Below are 20,445 nucleotides of genomic sequence, written 5' to 3' on the forward strand. Positions count from 1 at the left end.
TTTGCAAATAGATGCTAAGTTTGATAATATAATTAAACCCTATTTTATTATTTTAGATGTGAAAGAAGAATTGATAATGGAATATCATAAAATCGATCAAACAGACCGTGAAAATCTTAGTAAATTGGTTGCAGAACCAGAGCGCTTTATCGACAAGCCGACTAAACATTGGGATCATGACCAATTTGGCACTGTTAAAGCTATGCCAGATGTAGTTATCCAGCCTGTTGACAATGATGAAGTTATGCGGGTTGTGCAGTATGCTGATGAGCATCATATTCCACTAGTTCCTCGCGGAAACTCAACTGGATTAATGGGAGCCAACTTGTCCGTTGATGGTGGTATTTCACTTGATATGGTCAAAATGAATCGAATTCTGGATTACGATAATGAAAGTTTGACAATGACAGTTCAAGCTGGGACTAGGTTAAAAGATATTGAAGAATATTTAAGTGATAAGCCATTTACTTATATGCCAGCACCAGCAATGCATTGGGCTACAATTGGTGGAAATGTTTCAACTAATGCTGGTGGTTTAAAAGCAATTAAGTATGGAGTAACAAGAGAACATATTCGTGAACTAAAAGTTGTTTTGCCTAATGGAAAACTCTACAAGTTTGGTTCTAAAGCCGTCAAATCATCATCTGGTTATTCGCTTAGAGATTTAATTGTCGGTGCTGAGGGTACTTTGGGAGTAGTAACTGAAGTAACTGTACGTTTGTATCCGAAACCACGTAAATCGATCAACGCGATCATTCCGTATCCAACTTTAACGGACGCAATTAAGTCGGTACCAGCGATTTTAGAGTCAGGCGTAGTACCAACTACAGTTGAATTTATGGGACGCAAAGTAATCGACTTATGGGAAAAATATTCTGGAGATAAGTTCCCACTTGAACATGGAAACGGCTTTATCATTGTTGGACTTGACGCTTTTACTGATGGAGAATTACAAGCGGAACTAAACCAAACTTTAGAAACTGTTAAACGTTTTAAGGCACAAAGTGCGGTTGTTTTGGATGCAGATTCAGACGAAGCAAAAAAGATTTGGCAATGTCGTGAAGAGCTATTGTTAGCTATTCAAAAATCAACACCACAAATGGATGAAATTGATATTTGTGTGCCAATTAATCATATTCCTGATGTGCTGAATCGGATCGAACAGCTTGAACAAGAATTAAAAATTCGCATTCCTAACTTTGGTCATGCTGGTGATGGTAATTTGCATATTTATCTTTGTTCAGACAAAATGTCCGAAGCTGAATATGCTGAAGTCAAAGATCAGGTAATTAAAGAGTTGTATCGCACTGCTAAAGCACTTGATGGTAATATGTCTGGTGAGCATGGTATCGGTTATGCACGAGCAGATAACTTTGAAGACTTTTATGGTCATGAATATACTGAGCTATTACGTAAAGTTAAGAATCTGTTTGATCCAAACCATATTTTGAATCCTGGTAAGATTTTTAAAATGTAAAGCTAAATAAAAAGATGAGTACTATGATAAGTGGTACCCATCTTTTTTATTTAGCTTCGTAATGAAAATTTGGATTTTGCTCGTGGTCAATTTGGTCCCAAGCGGCTTGTAACTGTTGACCAAATTTGGCTTCATTATCATGATTTAGTTTCATTTTGTGGTCAACATGGATTGGTTTACCAAAACAAACATTAAGTGATTGTCTTTTAAGCAGACCACTAAATGTGAGAGGACCTTGATAAACGACTGGTACGATTGGCTTACCAGATAATTTGGCAATGGCTAAAGTACCACCTTTTAGATCATTTGAATGCCGAGTTCCAGAGGGAAAAATGATCAAGGAGTAATTACCTTGCTTTAGGCCCTTAATTGGAATTTTGAGCGTTGAAGGACCAGGATGTTTGCGATCAACAGCAAAAGCATGAGCATGATTTAGAATAAAACGCAAAATTGGATTTTTGAATAATTCAATTTTAGCCATAAACATAAATTCCTTAGGACTAGCTGCAAGTGCAAATAAGATTGGCTCCCACCAGGTTCGATGTGGTGCAGCTAAGATATAATTTCCATCAGGAATTCTATCCTGATGGAAAACGTGTAAGTGGCCATTTAGAATCCAGACAACAAATCGAGCGACTGGACGAATAAAACGATAAAACAAAATATTTCCCTCCATTTGTTGTAAAATATTATAGCAAAGCAGGTGGGAAGGACAAAATTTTTATGGCAATTTTAAAAGAAAATGAACGGATCGATTATATGTACAGCGATAACCTGAAAATAATTCAAGACAAAACTGCGTTTAGTTTTTCATTAGATACACTATTATTGGCTGCAAGTGCCAAAGTAGCAATTCGCGATCGTTTTAAAGTGGTAGATTTATGTGCAGGTAATTGTGCAGCTAGTCTATACATGTCTCAGTTTAATCGGGCAAACTACGATGCAATTGAGATTCAACCAGCAGCTGCTTCTCAAGCCAAACGTTCAGTAGAACTTAATCATTTAGAAAACCGAATTACTGTTTACGAAGCTGATGTTAAAGATGCCACTAACTTTTTGCGTAAGGACTCCTATGATGTTGTGGTCGTTAATCCTCCTTATTTTAAGGTTCCTACTGGGCATGAAGTTAATCCTGATCCCAAAAAGGCAATTGCTCGCCACGAAATCTTGATTAATCTAGAAGAAATTATCAGTGTTGCTAGTGGTTTACTTAAGATGAAAGGTAAGTTATTCATGGTACATCGACCTGAGCGACTTAATGAGATTACCTATTTTTGTCTTAAGCATGACTTAAGCATCAAAATGGTTCAGCCCTATGTTGCTCATCGCGGTGAAGATAGTAATTTAATTATTGTTGAAGCGGTGAAACATACGGCAAGTGACGGCTTAGTATTAAAAGATGCTGTTGAGGTCCATGATCAAGCAGGCAATTATTTACCGGCAATTGAGCAAATTATTCATGAGCAGCCTACTAGCAAACTTAATTCAACTAAAGATTATTACTTTTATGTACTTTTGTGTCATGATGGTAGCTTTTATGGCGGCTTTACCGATAATTTGCAAAAAAGGCTTAATGCTCATAATGCAGGCAAGGGAGCAAAGTATACTAGGGCTCGTAGACCGGTTAAAATGATTTATCATGAAAAATTTGCTGATAAAAGTTTAGCTTTAAAAAGGGAATATTGGTTTAAACACCATTCAAGAGCTTGGAAGGAGCAGTTTTTACGTGATCATCATGTTGAATTTTAATCTTGCATCGTAAGCAAAAGTTTAGTATCATTTTATAGTATGCTGCAAAAGTAGCATAGCTTAGAAGACATCAGTCGTAATCAATATTTTGGTGCCAATATTTTGGCGAAGTATTGAAATGATCGTCTGAGAAGATTAAAACCATAGGAGGAAGTTATTATGTCAGTAGTTTCAATGAAACAATTACTTGAAGCCGGTGTTCATTTTGGTCACCAAACTAGAAGATGGGATCCTAAGATGGCTCCTTACATTTTCACTCAAAGAAACGGCATTTACATTATTGATTTGCAAAAGACCATCAAGATGCTCGATGACGCATATTCATTCATGAGAGCAATCGCTCAAGATGGTGGCGTTATTCTCTTTGTTGGTACTAAAAAACAGGCCCAAGATTCTATTGCTGAAGAAGCAACTCGTGCAGGTCAATACTACATTAATCAACGTTGGTTAGGTGGTACTTTGACTAACTGGAAGACAATCCAAAGCAGAGTGCAAAGATTAAAAGATTTAAAGAAGATGGCAGAAGATGGTACTTTTGATGTGCTACCAAAGAAGGAAGCTTCACTGCTAACTAAAGAAAAGGATAAACTTGAAAGATTTTTAGGTGGTATCGAAGATATGCCTAGAATTCCAGATGTTTTGTTCGTAGTTGACCCTAAGAAAGAAAAGATTGCAGTTCACGAAGCTAACATTCTCGGTATTCCAGTCGTTGCTATGGTTGATACTAATACTGATCCAGATCCAGTTGATGTTGTGATTCCATCTAATGATGACGCAATCCGGGCTATTCGCTTGATTTCTGGTGCGATGGCTGATGCTGTTATTGAAGGCAAGCAGGGTCAAGATGATACCGAAAGCGTAGAAGCAGAAATGACTAACGCTGAAGGCGAAACCGAGGATGTAGAAGTTACTGAAACTGTTACAGAATCAAACGAAGATTAGTTTTTACAGATAGTTTTTGATTAGGAGGACACGTTATGGCACAGATTACTGCTAAACAAGTTAAGGAGTTACGTGATCGTACCGGTGCAGGTATGATGGACTCCAAGAAGGCTTTAGTTGAATCAGATGGTGACATTGAGAAGGCAATTGACATCTTAAAAGAAAAAGGTGTTGCTAAAGCCGCTAAGAAGAGTGGTCGAATTGCTGCTGAAGGTTTAGCTGAGTTTGCTTTTGCAGGCAATGATGCAGTCTTAGTTGAGATTAATTCAGAAACTGACTTTGTTTCATCTAATGATAAGTTTGTAAAATTAGTTGATGATGTTACTAAGGCAATTTTAGCTGCAAAGCCAGCTAATGTTGAAGAAGCCTTGGAAGCTCCAATGGGTGAATCAACGATTGGTAAGGAAATTACTAATTTGACTGCTGTTATTGGTGAAAAGATCACTTTAAGACGTTTTGATCTTATTACTAAGAATGATGATGAAGTTTTTGGTGCTTATAAGCATAATGGTGGTGCTATTGCTGCTGTTGCAACTTTAAAGGGCGATAGTGAAGAAGCTGCTAAGAATGTAGCAATGCACGTAGCCGCAATTAATCCAGAATACTTGAATAGAGAATCTGTTCCAGAAGCAGATTTGGAACGTCAAAAAGAAATCTTTACTAAAGAGACTGAAAATGAGGGTAAACCTGCAAAGATTGTACCTAAGATTGTTCAGGGTCGAGTAAACAAATACTTAAGTGAAATTTGTTTAGTTGATCAACCTTACGTTAAAGATTCTGATCAAACAGTTGCTGAATATGCAAAATCAACTGGTAGTGAAGTCGTTGGTTTTACTCGTTACGAAGTTGGAGAAGGTATCGAGAAGAAACAAGAAGATTTTGCTGCTGAAGTACAGGAACAAATGAAGTAATTTGTTGATCGCTTAGAAGAGAGGGTTATACCTCTCTTTTTTTCTAGATAAAATTGCACTGTTTTATTTAGTTGGGCACACAATCAATTAATTTATATGGTAAAATGGTTAAAGCTAATAGGGAGGTCGTCATGACTAAAGTTAAATATAAGCGAATTGTTTTAAAAATTTCCGGTGAAGCACTTGCTGGTGATGAAGGTAGTGGAATTAATCCGACCGTTATTAGTCATTTAGCTCAAGAAATTAAATCCGTGCATGACTTAGGTGTTGATATTGGCATCGTTTGTGGTGGTGGCAATATGTGGCGTGGCGAAACTGGTGCTAAGCTAGGAATGGAACGTTCACAAGCTGACTATATGGGAATGCTGGCAACTATTATGAATGGTCTTGCATTACAAGATGGTTTGGAGCATATTGGCGTTCCTACTAGATTACAAACTTCAATTGAAATGAGACAAGTTGCTGAACCTTATATCAGGCGAAAGGCAATTCGCCATTTAGAAAAAGGTCGTGTAGTTATCATGGGTGGAGGTACTGGTAATCCTTACTTTTCAACCGATACAACTGCAGCTTTGAGAGCTGCTGAGATTAATGCAGATGTTATTTTAATGGCTAAAAATGGCGTTGATGGTGTCTATTCTGCTGATCCAAAAGTTGATCCCAAAGCAACTAAGTATAATGAATTGACTCAACTTGATCTAATCTCACAAAACTTGCAAGTAATGGATCGCACTGCTAGTTCACTGTCAATGGATACTAACATTCCATTGATTGTCTTTAACGTAAATACTGAAGGCAATATTAAACGCGTAGTCCAAGGTGAAAAAATTGGTACTGTTATCGAGGGTGGTAAATAATGAATAACGAAATCGTCAAAAAAGCACAAGACAATATGGACAAATCGATTACTGTTTTTCAAAAAAATTTGTCTGCAATTCGAGCTGGTGTAGCTAACGCTGCTTTACTTAATGGTGTTCAAGTTGATTATTATGGTGCACCAACTCCGCTGACACAATTATCAAGTGTTACGATTCCGGAACCTCGAGTGTTAATGATTACTCCTTATGATCAAAACAGTCTTGACAATATCGAGCACGCATTGTTAGCCTCGAACTTAGGCTTAACTCCAGCTAATGATGGTAAAGTTATTAGATTAGTTATCCCACAGCTAACCGGGGAGCGCCGTCAAGAAATCGCCAAGCAAGTTAATAAGACTGCTGAAGAGGCTAAGATAGCTGTGCGTAATGTTCGCCGCGATGCCATGAATGGGCTTAAAAAACAGGCTAAAGATGATGAAATTACTGAAGATGAGCAACGAAGTTTAGAAAAGCAAGTTCAAAAAATTACTGATAATGCCACTAAAAAGATTGATGAACTTGCTGATCAAAAGCGTTCTGAAATTACTAAAGGTTAGACAATGCCTAAAAATAATGAATTAAATCACCTTGCAATTATTATGGATGGTAACGGTCGATGGGCGACAAAACAGGGTAAGCCGCGGATTGCTGGACACTACGAAGGCATGAACAATGTTGAACGGATCACCTTAGCAGCTGATAAGTTAGGGATCAAAGTCTTATCACTATATGCTTTTTCAACAGAAAATTGGGCTCGTCCAAAAGAAGAAGTTGCCTATTTGATGAACTTGCCGGTTCGCTTTTTTAGTAAGTTTATGCCCACTCTGCAAAAGAATAATGTCAAAGTTAATATCATGGGTTATCTAGATGAGTTACCACGGAAAACGCATGATGTTGTTGAAAGGGCAATGACTGAAACCGCTAATAATACCGGCTTAGTCTTAAATTTTGCCTTTAATTATGGTTCCAGAAGTGAAATTATTACGGCGGTTAAGGAAATTGGGACTCAGATTGAAGCTGGTCAATTAACTAGTGAACAAATTGATGAGGAAATGCTCTCCAAACATTTAATGACAGCTAAATTTGGTGAATATCGTGATCCAGACTTACTAATTAGAACTTCTGGAGAACAGCGAATTTCTAATTTTTTATTGTGGCAGCTAGCTTATTCTGAGTTAGCTTTTAGCCCTAAAAATTGGCCAGATTTTAATGAAGATGATTTAAAAGCATTTGTAACTGATTTTGCTGGGCGAAATCGCCGTTATGGCAAAGTGGATGAATCGGATAGTTAGGTTAATTATATGAAACAACGAGTTACTACGGCAATTATTGCCTTAATTTTATTTATTCCCATAGTTTTAATGGGTGGTTTGTGGATTGATTGGTTGGTCATTGCTCTGGCGGCGGTCGGAATCAGCGAAGTCTTTTTAATGAAGAAGCAAATCTTGATTTCGATTAACTTTGTGTTAGCGTTGCTGGCAACAATGACATTGGCTGCACCTGATAATTTCTTTAGTGGCTTGCCTGCTAACTGGTCGAGATATGGTATTTACTTTGCATTAGTATTGCTAATGCTTACTTGGACAGTTTTATCAAAAAATAAAACTAATTTTGATGATGTTGGGGTGTATACACTAGCGTCACTTTATATTGGCATCGGTTTTCATTGTATGGCAGCAATTAGAAACAGTAGCAACGGTTTAGCGTTGCTGGGCTATGTATTCGTGGTTGTTTGGTTGACCGATACCGGTGCATACATGATAGGCCGCGTGATTGGTAAACATAAACTTTGGCCAGTAATTAGTCCTAATAAAACTTGGGAAGGCTCAATCGGTGGTACTGTTTGCGCAGTTGCTTGTGCTGCGGTATATGTTTATTGTGTGGCGACAGGCTACTCACAAACTGAGCTAATTATGTTGGCGATTGTATTGTCAATTGTAGGTCAATTAGGAGATCTAGTTGAATCAGCCTATAAGCGATACTATGGAGTTAAGGATTCAGGTAAGATTTTACCTGGACATGGCGGAATATTGGATCGTTTTGATAGTATGCTGTTTGTATTGCCTGTTGTTACGGCTTTATTAGGCGTGATCCATTAGGAGGAGCTCGATTGAAAGGTATACTAATCTTTTTAGTAGTCTTTGGTATTTTAGTCTTTGTGCATGAATTTGGTCATTTCGTTGTAGCTAAAAAATGTGGTATTTTAGTACGCGAATTTTCAATTGGTATGGGTCCAAAACTTTTTCAAGTTAGGCGTAACCCAACTACATATACAATTCGCTGGTTGCCACTTGGTGGCTACGTTCGCTTAGCCAGCAAAGATGAAATTGCAGAGTTACCAGCTGGAATGACAGTAATTTTACAGTTGAATGAGCAAAATGAAGTAACTAGAATTGATGCTTCAGGCTCTGATATTCCAATTGAAGGAATTCCAGTTCAAGTCACTAAGGCTGATTTAGTTGATAAACTAACAATTACTGGTTATGAAAATGCTGATGAGGACCAATTAGTTACTTTTCGCGTAAATCATGATGCAACTGTCATCGATGATTCAAAGACCGAATTAGTTATTGCACCGCGCGATACTCAGTTTCAAAATGCTAATGTCTGGCAAAAGCTAGCTACTAATATTGCAGGACCACTGATGAATATTATTTTAGGTTTTGTGGTTTTTTTAATTTGGACTTTTACGGTTGCTGGTCCTGCTACTACTACGGTTGGTCATGTTGCAAACAATTCACCAGCAGCTGCTGCACAGATTAAGACTGGCGAAAGGTTTGTGTCAATTGCTGATCACCAGATAAAAAACTTTGATGATGTAGCACAGCAAATTGATGCTAGCAAAGGAAAGTCTTTAGATGTTGTTCTAGCAGAACATGGTCAACAAAGAAAAGTTAAATTACAGCCTAAGGCTAAAAAGGTTCAAGGCAAAACAGTTTATCAAATTGGTATACAAGCTAAAAGTGATAACAGTTACGGCGCAAAATTAAAGCGTGGATGGGATACTGCAGTTTCAACTACAGGAATGATTTTCACTGCTGTTGGCGGTTTGTTTAAGAATTTTAGTTTAAATAAGTTATCTGGGCCAGTTGGAATCTATTCGGAGACGTCTCAAGTTTCACAAATGGGTTTTTCTTATATTTTATCGTTTTTAGCAATGATCTCGATTAATTTGGGAATTGTCAATTTAATTCCGGTACCAGGTTTAGATGGTGGGAAGTTTTTCTTAAATATAATTGAAATTTTCCGTGGTAAGCCAATTGCTGAGAATCATGAAGAAATGATAGAACTAATTGGCTTTGGGTTATTATTAGTTTTAATCATTGCAGTTACTGGTAATGACATTTATCGTTACTTTATTAAGTAAGAATTAGAAAAAATTCTAGGGAGAAGTTTATGCGTCAATCAAAATTTTTCATGCCAACGCTAAAGGAAGCGCCAGCTGATGCGGTTGCACAGAGTCATAAGTTAATGTTGCGTGGAGGTTATATCCGCCAAGTAACAGCTGGTGTTTACGCATACCTGCCTTTGGGTTATCGTGTGTTGCGCAAGGCGGAAAAAATTATGGAAGAAGAAATGGACAAAATAAATGTGCCAGAAGTAACTATGCCACATTTATTGCCTGCTTCATTGTGGGAAGATTCTGGTCGTTTGCATAAATATGGTCCTGAAATGTTCAGTTTAAAGGATCGCCATGGCCGAGATAGCTTACTAGGGCCAACTCATGAAGAAACTTTTACCGAAATTGTCGCTAAAAACTTAAAAAGCTACAAGCAAATGCCGATCGCACTATATCAAATTCAGACTAAATTTCGTGATGAAAATCGTCCTCGGTTTGGTTTGTTACGTGGTCGTGAATTTGTGATGCTTGATGCATATAGTTTTGCTGCTACTAAGCAGCAATTGGATGAGCAATTTGAAGATGAAAAGCGGGCTTTTGAAGCAATTTATCAACGCTGTGGTGTGCAAGTTAGTCCAGTAATTGCCGATTCGGGAACTATGGGTGGTAAAAATTCAACTGAATTTCAAGCTCCAGCCGCAATTGGTGAAGATGTAATTGCTACCAATGAGACTGGAACTTATTCTGCCAATTTAGAAATGGCCGTTAGTGTCGACACTTTTAAGCAGGATGAGGAGCCAGCTGATGAATTGACTGAAGTTGCTACTCCCAATCAAGAAACAATTGCTGATCTAGTTGACTTTTTACAAGTACCAGCAACACGAATAGTTAAAAGCGTTCTTTACCTAGTCGATGAAAAAGATTATGTTTTAGTTTTAATTCGCGGCGATAAGGAAATTAATGAAGTTAAACTTACCCATTTGTTGAATGCTGATTCACTGCGTCTTTTAACAGATGCTGAACTAGAAACTCTGACAGGTTCGCAAAAAGGTGGGATTGGCCCAATTAATGCTATTTGGGCAGATAAAATCGTTGCCGATGACACCGTTAAAGACCTGTTCAATGTTATTGTTGGTGCTAACAAAACTGGTTTTCAATTTAAAAATGCCAATCTTGGTCGTGATTTTAAAGTTGACCAGTTTGGTGATTTGCGTGTTGCTAACGAGGGTGAGCCAGATCCAATTGATCATTTGCCCCTTAAATTTACCAAATCAATTGAAGTTGGACACATTTTTAAATTAGGAACCTATTACACAGAAAATATGGGAGCGAGCTTTTTAGATCAAAATGGTAAGGCCCAGCCAGTAATCATGGGTTCTTACGGTATTGGGGTTACTAGAATGTTATCAGCGGTTGTCGAACAGCATTATACTGATAATGGTATCGCTTGGCCTAAAGAAATTGCGCCTTTTGCTGTGCATATTGTACAAATGAAGATGAAAGATGCGGCACAAACTGCATTAGCTGAACAGCTTGAACAGAAATACAGTGGTAAGTATGATGTTCTCTATGATGATCGAAACGAACGTGCAGGAGTTAAATTTGCAGATGCAGATTTAGTTGGTGCGCCTATAAGGATTACGATTGGTAAAAAAGCTGATGCTGGAATTGTTGAGGTTAAACGGTCAACTGATGATCGTGCTGTTGAAATGTCAATCGCAGATTTGGATAGTTTAGTAACTAAAGAGTTAGGATAATTTTTTGTGACTAATAAAAATAAGCTTTTTTTACGTCTTTTAGAACAGATTCATTTTCCTAAGCAGTTTGCCGATAATGAAATCTTGCAACAAGGCGAAATCGAGAACGTGGATGTATATGCTAAAGAACATAGGTGGGATATCCATGTTCTTTTTGCTACACCCTTAAAATTTGAAACCTATCAAGCTTTAAATGAAGCAATTACGACTAGTTTTGCTTCATTTGTTGATACTCAGCTTTTTGTCCGGTCTCAAGATGGTGCGGATGATTATTTAACTTCTTACTGGCATTATGCTGTGCAAAATGCTGAATTTTTACAAACCGTTGCTCGGGAATTTATTGCTTCACATCAACCTAAAAAAGAGCAGGAACGTTGGATTATTCCGGTAGATAATTTAGTAGTTGACGGTCTGATTGAGCAGAAGATGCTTGATCAGCTAGCTGAGAAAATGCGTGATTTTGGCTTTTTTAACCTGAAGTTTGTTACTCAGATGGATGAAAATAATTCTCAAAGTAATTTGGAGAGTTTGCAGCAGTTGCAAGAAGCACATGAGCAAACCATGCAGGAGGCTTATAATGCTACCCCTCCAAAAAAACCACAGGCACAGTCTTATCCAACCAAAAAGACGCGTTATGGCAGTCGAAAATTAGATCAAAGTTTGCCGATTACCCAAATTGATGATATCGCAGATGGCGCTAGAAACGTGGTTATTGAAGGAAATATCTTTAATACAGATATGCGTGAATTGAAGTCTGGAGCGATTATTTTCACAGGAGAAATCACTGACTATACCAATTCTGTTGCATTTAAGAAGTTTGTTGCTAATAAAGATCAGATTGCTAGTATCAGTGACTTAAAGTCAGGAACTTGGGCAAAGATGCAAGGCTCAGTAGCTGATGATCAGTGGAGCCATGATTTGGTTTTTAATATCAGTAGTTTTGAAATCGTTGAGCATGTTGGACGTAAGGAAGAATACACTGGCGAAAAAAAACGTGCGGAGCTACATTTGCATACTAATATGAGTCAGTTAGACGCAACTAATAACGCAACTGATTTTATTCTGACGGCTAAAAAATTTGGTCAAAAAGCAATTGCAATTACGGATCATGCCGATGTTCAAGCCTTCCCGGAAGCCTATGAAGCCGGTAAAAAGAACGATATTAAAATCGTTTATGGTGTTGAGGCAAATATGATTGATGATCACGCATTATTAGTGCTCAATCCTGCTTCAATGACATATCGTGATCAAGAATTTGTAATTTTTGATGTGGAAACAACAGGACTATCCTCTGTGTACGATACTATGATCGAAATTGGTGCAGTTAAAATGAAGAACGGTGAAGTGCTTGAGCGCTTTGACAAGTTTATTAATCCGCACCATCCCTTGAGTGAACAGACTATTAATCTGACTTCTATTACTGATGAAATGGTCACAGCTGCTGACGATGAGGCTGTAGTAATTAAACAATTTCAAGATTTTTATGGCGATCGTCCTTTATGCGGTCATAATGTTCAATTTGATGTTGGCTTTGTTAATGCTGCGCTTAGGCGGGCAAGTTTATCTGAAATTACCCAACCAGTGGTCGATACGCTGGAAGTTTCACGTTTATTACATCCGGAGCAAACGAGGCATACTTTGGATTCCTTAGCTAAAAAATACAATGTTGTGCTGGAACATCATCACCGTGCTAACCAAGATGCTGAGGCAACGGGTTATTTAATGTTTAAGTTGCTAGAAGCCTTTACCAAAAGATTCAATGAAGATGATTTGGGCAAAATGAATGATTACGCTGTTCAAGGACAAGTCTATAAGCGTGCAAGACCAACGCATATGACAATTTTAGCTAAAACGCAGGCTGGACTTAAAAATATGTATCGTTTGGTATCAATTGCGAACACGACTAACTTTTATCGGATTCCTCGTACGCCTAAATCTGAGCTAGCTAAGTATCATGAAGGATTATTGTATGGTTCAGGTTGCAGCGAGGGCGACGTTTTTGTAGCTATGATGCAAAAGGGATACGACGAAGCTCGCAAGAAAGCTCGTTTTTATGATTATTTGGAAGTCCAACCTCCTAAGAGCTATGCTCAACTAATTGAAGATCACTTAATTACTGATGAGGCTGAGCTACAAGAGATTTTGACTAATATTTATAAATTAGGTCAAGAGTTGCATAAGCCAGTAGTGGCAACTGGGGATGCTCATTATGTTGAAGAGCATGACGCAATTTATCGGAAAATCTTAATTTCAGCTCAAAGAAGTAATCCAGCCCGTAATGATCCGCAACCTGATCAACATTTTTATAGTACACAAGAGATGCTGGACGAATTTAGCTTTTTAGGAGAAGAAATTGCTAAAGAAATTGTCATTACTAATCCAAATAAAATTGCTGCTAGTGTAGAGGAACTTGCGCCGATTAAGGATGGCCTTTATCCACCGCATATTGACAATGCCGATGAAGAAATGAAACAGCTGACTTATGATGAGGCTTACGCGCTATATGGCAATCCGCTACCTAAAATTGTGCAAGATCGACTGGAAATGGAATTGAATTCGATTATTTCCAATGGCTATGCTGTCATTTATCTGATTTCACAAAGATTAGTTGCTAAGTCGAATAAAGATGGTTATTTAGTCGGTTCGCGTGGTTCAGTTGGTTCAAGTTTAGTGGCTACAATGTCAGGGATTACTGAGGTAAATCCACTGGCTCCACATTATCGCTGTCCAAAATGTAAGTATTCTAAGTTCTTTGAAAATGGTGAGTATGGTTCTGGATATGATTTACCTGATCAAAAGTGTCCTGAATGTGGTACTGAGCTAGTTAAAGATGGTCAAGATATTCCTTTTGCAACTTTTTTAGGGTTTCATGGGGATAAAGTTCCAGATATTGATTTGAACTTTTCAGGGGACTATCAACCTGTTGCTCATAACTTTATCCGTGTAATGTTTGGTCCAGACAATTCCTATCGAGCAGGAACAATTGCGACTGTTGCCGACAAGACTGCATATGGTTACGCTAAGCATTATGATGAGGAAAAAGAATTAAATTTGCGTGGTGCTGAGCTTGACCGGTTAGCAGCTGGAGTTAGTGGGGTAAAACGCACCACGGGACAGCATCCTGCTGGAATTGTGGTGGTTCCTGATGATATGGATATTTACGACTTTACGCCTGTCCAATATCCAGCTGATGATGTGAATGCAGCTTGGCAAACGACCCACTTTGATTTCCATTCGATTCATGATAATATTCTTAAGTTTGATATTTTGGGGCATGATGATCCGACCATGATTCGTATGCTGCAAGACCTATCTGGAGTTGATCCTTTAACGATCCCGCCAGATGATCCAGGAGTAATGTCCTTATTTTCTAGTCCTAAAATTTTAGGAGTCACTCCTGAACAGATTCAATCTAAGACTGGTACACTTGGTGTGCCGGAATTTGGAACTAGGTTTGTTAGGGGGATGCTTGAGGAAACTAAGCCAACTACTTTTTCTGAATTGTTACAGATTTCTGGACTATCACATGGAACCGACGTTTGGCTAGGAAATGCGGAAGAATTAATTGATAATGGAACTTGCAAATTAAAAGATGTAATTGGTTGTCGTGATAATATTATGATGGACTTAATTCACTGGGGTGTTAAGCCAGAGGTGGCTTTTTCAACAATGGAATCTGTGCGTCATGGCCGCGGAATTAGTGATGATGACATGGCTGTTTTAGCTAAAAATGATCAAATTCCTGATTGGTATATTGATTCATGTTTGAAGATTAAATATATGTTTCCTAAGGCTCACGCGACAGCCTATATTTTGATGGCACTAAGAATTGCTTGGTTTAAAGTTTACTATCCAGAAATTTATTACACTGCCTATTTTTCTGTGCGGGCAAGCTTATTTGACTTAGTAGCAATGAGTCATGGTAAAAATACCGTCAAAAAGGCAATGGCTGATTTGCAAAAGTTAGGCAATGATGCTTCTGCTAAGGATAAGGGCTTATTGACAGTTTTGGAAATTGCTAATGAATGTTTGGAACGAGGCATCAAAATAAAAATGGTTGATCTTAATCAATCGGAAGCTACTAATTTCAAGATTATTGATCAGCATACTATTTTAGCGCCATTCAATGCGGTTCCTGGATTAGGGAATAACGCAGCCAAGCAAATTGTTGCGGCCAGAGCCGAGCAAGCTTTCTTATCTAAAGAGGATTTAGCAACTCGGGGCAAGGTTTCACAGACAATTATGGATTACTTGGATGAAAATGGTGTTTTGGAAGGGATGCCTGACCAAAACCAACTTTCCTTATTTTAAATTTGGCAGTATTCATATAATTGTGGTATAATTATTAAGAAGTTCGAATATGTAATTCGAGTGAGCTATCATGCTCACTCTTTTTATTACGGAGGAAAATATTTGGCAAAAGTTACAGATCTTGTTCTGATTGAAATCAAACCGATCATTGAAGCTCGCAATGATGAATTTGTTGAGATTGAATATGTAGAAGAAAAAGGTCAGCATTATTTAAGAATATATGTTGACCATGACAAAGGTATTGATATGGATGAAATTGTGGCACTTAGTGAGTTAATATCTGCTAAGCTTGATCAACTTGATCCAGACCCTTTACCTGATCCTTATGTTTTAGAGGTTTCCTCACCAGGAGTTGAGCGGCCAATAAAGAACGCGCAAGACTGGCATAAAGCACTTGACGATTATATTCACGTTGGTCTTTACCAAAAAATTGCTGGCGAAAAAAATTATGAAGGCACTTTAAAATCTTATAATGATGATGAAATAGAGTTGGAAATTAAGATTAAAACAAGAAAAAAACTGTTGACTATTCCTCGCAAGTTGATTGCAAATATTCGTTTTGCAATCGAATTTTAGAAAGGCTGATGAAACTAATGTCTAAAGAAATGCTAGAAGCGTTTGCTACTTTAGAAAAAACCAAGGGCATCAAACAAGACGTTATTGTTGAAGCTATTGAAGCAGCACTAGTTGCTGCATATAAAAAGAATTATAATCAAGCACAAAATGTGGATGTTGAATTTGATGAACGTCGAGGCAATTTTAAACTGTTGGCAGTTAAAACTGTTGTTGAAGAGGTTCATGATGATCGCCTTGAATACAGTCTCAAAGATGCATTAGAGATTAATAAAGCTTACGAAATTGGCGATGAAATCAAATTCGAGGTTGCACCAAAAAACTTTGGTCGAATTGCTGCCCAAACCGCCAAGCAAGTAATTATGCAACATTTGCGTGAGGCTGAACGTAATCATATTATTGATGAATATTCCCAATATGAGGATGAATTGATCACTGGAACAGTTGAACGCAGCGATAATCGCTTTGTTTATGTTAAAATTGGTAATGTTGAAGCTGTCATGCCGCACAATGATCAAATGCCAAATGAAACTTATAATCCCCAGGATCAAATTCGCGTGTTGGTAACTCATGTTGGCTCAGACGCTAAAGGTGCACAAATAACTGTTTCTCGTAGTGCTCCCAATATGGTAAGGCGTCTATTTGAACAAGAAGTGCCTGAAATTTTTGATGGTACAGTTGAAATTGTTTCGATTGCTCGTGAAGCAGGTGATCGGACTAAGATTGCGGTTAAATCCAATGATCCTAACATTGATCCAGTTGGAACTTGTGTCGGTCAACGCGGTGCTCGAGTACAAAATGTGGTTAATGAACTTGATGGTGAAAATATCGATGTAGTTAAGTATGAAGAAGATCCTTCTGATTTTATTGCTAATGCGTTAAATCCTGCTGAAGTCATTGCCGTTCAATTTAGTGATGACGAAGATGAGAAGAATGCCTTGGTAATTGTGCCAGATTATCAATTATCACTAGCAATCGGTAAAAAAGGTCAAAATGTTCGTTTAGCTGCTCGATTGACAAATTATAAAATTGATATTAGACCTGAGTCAGAGGTTGAATTTGTTGATGAAGGTACTAAGCCGGATGATGCAGACAGTGATACTGAAGTAGAATCTGAAGCAACTGAACTGACAGAAGTTATTGAACCTGAAGAGCAGGATGTTGAAGCAACTGACGATGAAGCAGTTCAGAGAGATTCAGAAGCAGAAACGGCTGAGTCTGCTAATGATGAAGGTGAAGATATCAACGAAGAATAAGTTGGGGGTGAATTCTTTTGAAAAAAAGAAAAATTCCGATGCGTAAAGATCTGTTGACTGACACTATGCAACCAAAAAAATCGTTAGTGCGTGTCGTCATTGACAAAGAACAGAATATTTCTGTTGATCCAACGGGCAAAAAACCAGGACGTGGTGCATATGTATCGCTTGATCCAGAAAAAATCAAGTTTGCCCAAGAAAAAGACATCTTGCAGCGAAGTTTAGGTAGTAAGGTACCTGATGCTTTTTATGAAGAGCTTTATGCCTATGTTGATCATCAAAAAGCTAGAAAAGAATTGTTTGGTGATCAATAAATTTGCAAAATAAACAACAAGCATTAAACTTGCTAGGACTTGCTCAAAAGGCTGGGAAAATTATTTCTGGATTTGACTTGGTCAGTGCAGGTTTAACAGCAAAGCAGGTAAAGATAGTTATTTTGGCTAATGATAGTCATGATGATACTCGAGAAAAGATTACGCGGAATGCTGTCCAAAATCAGGTGGATGTTATTTCAAGTTTTACTAGCATGGAGCTATCACAGGCAATTGGCAAAAACCGTAAGGTATTAGGTCTTACTGATCGCGGTTTTAGTCGGGCATTAGTACAAAAGATTAATGAAGGAGTGTGATTGGATGGCTAAAAAAAGAATTTATGAAATCGCAAAAGAATTAGGCATCGATAATAAAGTTGTGGTCAATAAAGCAAAGGACCTCGGCTTTGATGTCAAGAATCATATGTCATCACTAGAAAATTCACAAGTGAATCAATTAAAGGGCAGTTTCCATAACTCCGCTCCCGCTAAAAAGCAAGAGAAGCCTGAGCAGAAAGGCAGTAAAATTAAAGTTTCAGTTAAATCAATCCGTAAAAATGAAAAAAAGGCGGATGAAGGCAATAATAGCAATCGTAATAATAAAAAACGGCGCAATAATCGACGTGGCAACAATAATGATCGCAATCAAGATCGCAGAAGTCAGCGGAACAATTCAAATTCAGCTACTAAACCAACTAAGCCTGCAGCACAGGACCTGCTTAAACAGCTAAAAGAGAAGCAACGTGTAGAACAATCTTCACTTAATAAGCAGGCTGATCAAGCTAGGGCAGCTTATAATGAGCACCTGAAAAATCCTAATGCGGCTGATGAAAAGCAGACTAGTGAAAAAAAGGCTGATTCAGTAAAGAAAGTTGCTACAACCAAGGTTAGCGGACCTAAAATTATTAAACCTTCGCCAGCTAGAATGAAGCAAAATCAATCAGCGGCTACGGTTAAAATAGTTAAGGCCAGTTCAAGTCAGCCTACAGCAAATACAGCAGAGCCTGACAAGGATGAAAAACGCCGAGGTAATGGTCACAGTCGTAATACTGGTAAGCCAGGACGTAAGGGGCGTAATCAGGTATTTGGTAGTCACACTGATCGTCCAGGTAAACGTAAACGTAAGGGTAAGAAGCGTCAATTTGAACAAATCCCTAAAAAGCAGCCAACTCAAAGAAAAGAACGGCCATTGCCAGAAACTTTAACTTATGAAGTTGGGATGAATGCGCAAGATTTAGGTAAAATTTTGCACCGTGAGCCTGCAGAAATCGTGAAAAAGTTATTCATGCTTGGCGTTATGACGAATCAAAATCAGTCACTTGACAAGGATGCAATTGAATTAATTGCTGCAGAATACGGGATTAATGCTGAAGAAAAAATTCATGAAGATATTTCTGACATTGATACTTTGTATACTAAGCGAATGGACGCAGCTAAGGAATCAGGTAATTTAGTTAAGCGCCCACCTGTAGTAACTATTATGGGGCACGTTGATCATGGTAAAACGACTTTGCTTGATCGGCTGCGTCATACTCATGTTTCTGATCATGAAGCAGGAGGAATTACGCAAAAGATTGGTGCTTATCAAGTATCAATTAATAAGAAGCCAATCACCTTTTTAGATACTCCAGGACATGCTGCCTTCTCCAATATGCGTGAACGAGGAGCAGAAATAACTGATATTGTTGTGTTAGTTGTAGCAGCAGATGATGGTGTTATGCCGCAAACGATCGAGGCAATTGATCATGCTAAAAGTGCCAATGTTCCAATAATTGTGGCAATTAACAAGATGGATGCACCAGGAGCAAATCCGGAACATGTTACTGAGCAATTGATGAAGTACAATTTGATTCCTGAAGATTATGGTGGCGATACAATTTTCGTTAAGATATCTGCTAAAACTGGTGAAAATGTTGATGACTTATTGCAAATGATCCTATTACAGGCTGATATGATGGAATTAAAAGCTAATTCTGATCAAAAAGCTATTGGTACTGTAATTGAAGCTCGTTTATCAAGAGGTCGTGGCCCGGTAGCCGACTTGTTAGTACAACAAGGAACATTGCATACTGGTGATCCAATTGTAGTTGGTAATCGCTTTGGTCGAGTTCGGGTAATGACCAATGATCGCGGTCGACAGGTTAAAACTGCTACCCCTTCAATGCCGGTAGAAATTACGGGTCTAAATGACGTACCTGAATCTGCTGATAAGTTAGTTGTCTTTGATGATGAAAAGACTGCTAGAGCAGTCGGTGAGCAACGTGCTCAACAAGCTTTACAACAATCACGAGAAAATACACAACATGTCACTTTAGATAATCTCTTTGACACTATGAAGAAAGAGAATATGAAGGAAGTAGATGTTGTTTTAAAGGCAGATGTGCAAGGATCTGTTGAAGCTTTGCAACAATCACTTGAAAAGATTGAAGTTGAAGGCGTACGGGTTAATATCGTTCACGCAGGTGTTGGTGCTGTAAATGACTCTGATGTTACTTTAGCAGGTGCATCTAATGGCTTTATTATTGGCTTTAATGTTCGTCCAACTGCTACTGCTAAGTCACAGGCTGAAGCAGATGGCGTTGATATTAGGCTATACAGTATTATTTATAAAGCAATTGATGATGTTGAAGCTGCTATGCAAGGGATGCTTGAACCAACTTATGAAGATAAGGTAATTGGTAGTTTGACAGTTCGCGAAACTTGGAAAGTTTCCAAAGTTGGTACAATTGCTGGTGCATTCGTTGATTCGGGTTACGTCACTCGTGATTCTGATATTAACTTAATTCGTGATGGTGTGGTAATCTACTCAGGTAAGGTAGCTTCACTTAAGCGATTTAAGGATGATGCTAAGGTAGTTAAACAAGGTTTTGATTGTGGTTTGACTATTGAGGGTTATAATGATATTAAGATAGGTGATCAACTTGAGGCTGTTGAGCAGCAAGAGGTTAAGCCTAATAAGTAA

Annotated in this window: 17 protein-coding genes; 16 read left to right on the forward strand and 1 reads right to left on the reverse strand. The window is 38.1% G+C overall.

Annotated elements, in window-relative coordinates; genetic code table 11:
• The first annotated feature begins 76 nt into the window (after window positions 1-76).
• On the forward strand, window positions 77-1,477 hold the full coding sequence (locus tag OZX56_RS03745; protein ID WP_277140237.1) for an FAD-binding oxidoreductase: 1,401 nt from the start codon (window positions 77-79) through the stop codon (window positions 1,475-1,477).
• A 46-nt stretch (window positions 1,478-1,523) separates the two neighbouring features.
• On the opposite strand, the gene OZX56_RS03750 is transcribed toward OZX56_RS03745, so the two are convergent.
• Entirely contained in the window at window positions 1,524-2,138 is a 615-nt protein-coding gene (locus OZX56_RS03750; protein ID WP_277140238.1) for a 1-acyl-sn-glycerol-3-phosphate acyltransferase, read from the reverse strand.
• A gap of 62 nt (window positions 2,139-2,200) precedes the next feature.
• Between OZX56_RS03750 and OZX56_RS03755 the strand changes: the two genes are divergently transcribed.
• The 15 genes from OZX56_RS03755 (at window position 2,201) to infB (ending at window position 20,445) form a co-directional block, all read left to right on the forward strand.
• Complete coding sequence (locus OZX56_RS03755) at window positions 2,201-3,226, forward strand: GIY-YIG nuclease family protein (protein WP_277140239.1); 1,026 nt, start codon at window positions 2,201-2,203, stop codon at window positions 3,224-3,226.
• 159 nt (window positions 3,227-3,385) lie between these two features.
• A complete protein-coding gene (gene rpsB / locus OZX56_RS03760) occupies window positions 3,386-4,168 on the forward strand; it encodes a 30S ribosomal protein S2 (protein WP_277126575.1) in 783 nt (260 codons plus the stop codon).
• 35 nt (window positions 4,169-4,203) lie between these two features.
• Window positions 4,204-5,079: a translation elongation factor Ts gene (gene tsf / locus OZX56_RS03765; protein WP_277126574.1), complete on the forward strand. Its 876-nt coding sequence runs from the start codon at window positions 4,204-4,206 to the stop codon at window positions 5,077-5,079.
• A gap of 131 nt (window positions 5,080-5,210) precedes the next feature.
• Window positions 5,211-5,936, forward strand: a complete 726-nt coding sequence (gene pyrH, locus OZX56_RS03770; RefSeq protein WP_277126573.1) for a UMP kinase — start codon at window positions 5,211-5,213, stop codon at window positions 5,934-5,936.
• The gene (gene frr / locus OZX56_RS03775) at window positions 5,936-6,493 is read left to right on the forward strand and encodes a ribosome recycling factor (protein ID WP_277126572.1); all 558 of its coding nucleotides are present in this window, start codon (window positions 5,936-5,938) and stop codon (window positions 6,491-6,493) included. Before pyrH ends, frr begins: the two co-directional genes overlap by 1 nt.
• A gap of 3 nt (window positions 6,494-6,496) precedes the next feature.
• Entirely contained in the window at window positions 6,497-7,228 is a 732-nt protein-coding gene (locus OZX56_RS03780; protein ID WP_277126571.1) for an isoprenyl transferase, read from the forward strand.
• 9 nt (window positions 7,229-7,237) lie between these two features.
• On the forward strand, window positions 7,238-8,035 hold the full coding sequence (locus OZX56_RS03785) for a phosphatidate cytidylyltransferase (RefSeq protein WP_277126570.1): 798 nt from the start codon (window positions 7,238-7,240) through the stop codon (window positions 8,033-8,035).
• 11 nt (window positions 8,036-8,046) lie between these two features.
• On the forward strand, window positions 8,047-9,303 hold the full coding sequence (rseP, locus tag OZX56_RS03790) for an RIP metalloprotease RseP (protein ID WP_277126569.1): 1,257 nt from the start codon (window positions 8,047-8,049) through the stop codon (window positions 9,301-9,303).
• A 29-nt stretch (window positions 9,304-9,332) separates the two neighbouring features.
• On the forward strand, window positions 9,333-11,033 hold the full coding sequence (locus OZX56_RS03795; RefSeq protein ID WP_277140240.1) for a proline--tRNA ligase: 1,701 nt from the start codon (window positions 9,333-9,335) through the stop codon (window positions 11,031-11,033).
• Window positions 11,034-11,039: 6 nt separating this feature from the next.
• Window positions 11,040-15,344 carry a PolC-type DNA polymerase III gene (locus OZX56_RS03800; protein WP_277140241.1) on the forward strand — a complete coding sequence of 1,435 codons (4,305 nt, stop codon included), beginning with the start codon at window positions 11,040-11,042 and terminating at the stop codon, window positions 15,342-15,344.
• Window positions 15,345-15,446: 102 nt separating this feature from the next.
• The gene (rimP, locus tag OZX56_RS03805) at window positions 15,447-15,920 is read left to right on the forward strand and encodes a ribosome maturation factor RimP (RefSeq protein ID WP_277140242.1); all 474 of its coding nucleotides are present in this window, start codon (window positions 15,447-15,449) and stop codon (window positions 15,918-15,920) included.
• Window positions 15,921-15,937: 17 nt separating this feature from the next.
• Window positions 15,938-17,173, forward strand: a complete 1,236-nt coding sequence (nusA, locus tag OZX56_RS03810) for a transcription termination factor NusA (protein ID WP_277140243.1) — start codon at window positions 15,938-15,940, stop codon at window positions 17,171-17,173.
• A gap of 17 nt (window positions 17,174-17,190) precedes the next feature.
• A complete protein-coding gene (locus OZX56_RS03815) occupies window positions 17,191-17,487 on the forward strand; it encodes a YlxR family protein (RefSeq protein ID WP_277140244.1) in 297 nt (98 codons plus the stop codon).
• Between the two features lie 2 nt (window positions 17,488-17,489).
• Window positions 17,490-17,801, forward strand: a complete 312-nt coding sequence (locus OZX56_RS03820) for a ribosomal L7Ae/L30e/S12e/Gadd45 family protein (protein WP_277126564.1) — start codon at window positions 17,490-17,492, stop codon at window positions 17,799-17,801.
• Window positions 17,802-17,805: 4 nt separating this feature from the next.
• Complete coding sequence (infB, locus tag OZX56_RS03825; protein ID WP_277140245.1) at window positions 17,806-20,445, forward strand: translation initiation factor IF-2; 2,640 nt, start codon at window positions 17,806-17,808, stop codon at window positions 20,443-20,445.

The sequence above is a fragment of the Lactobacillus sp. ESL0684 genome, assembly GCF_029392675.1.
Classification (GTDB): domain Bacteria; phylum Bacillota; class Bacilli; order Lactobacillales; family Lactobacillaceae; genus Lactobacillus.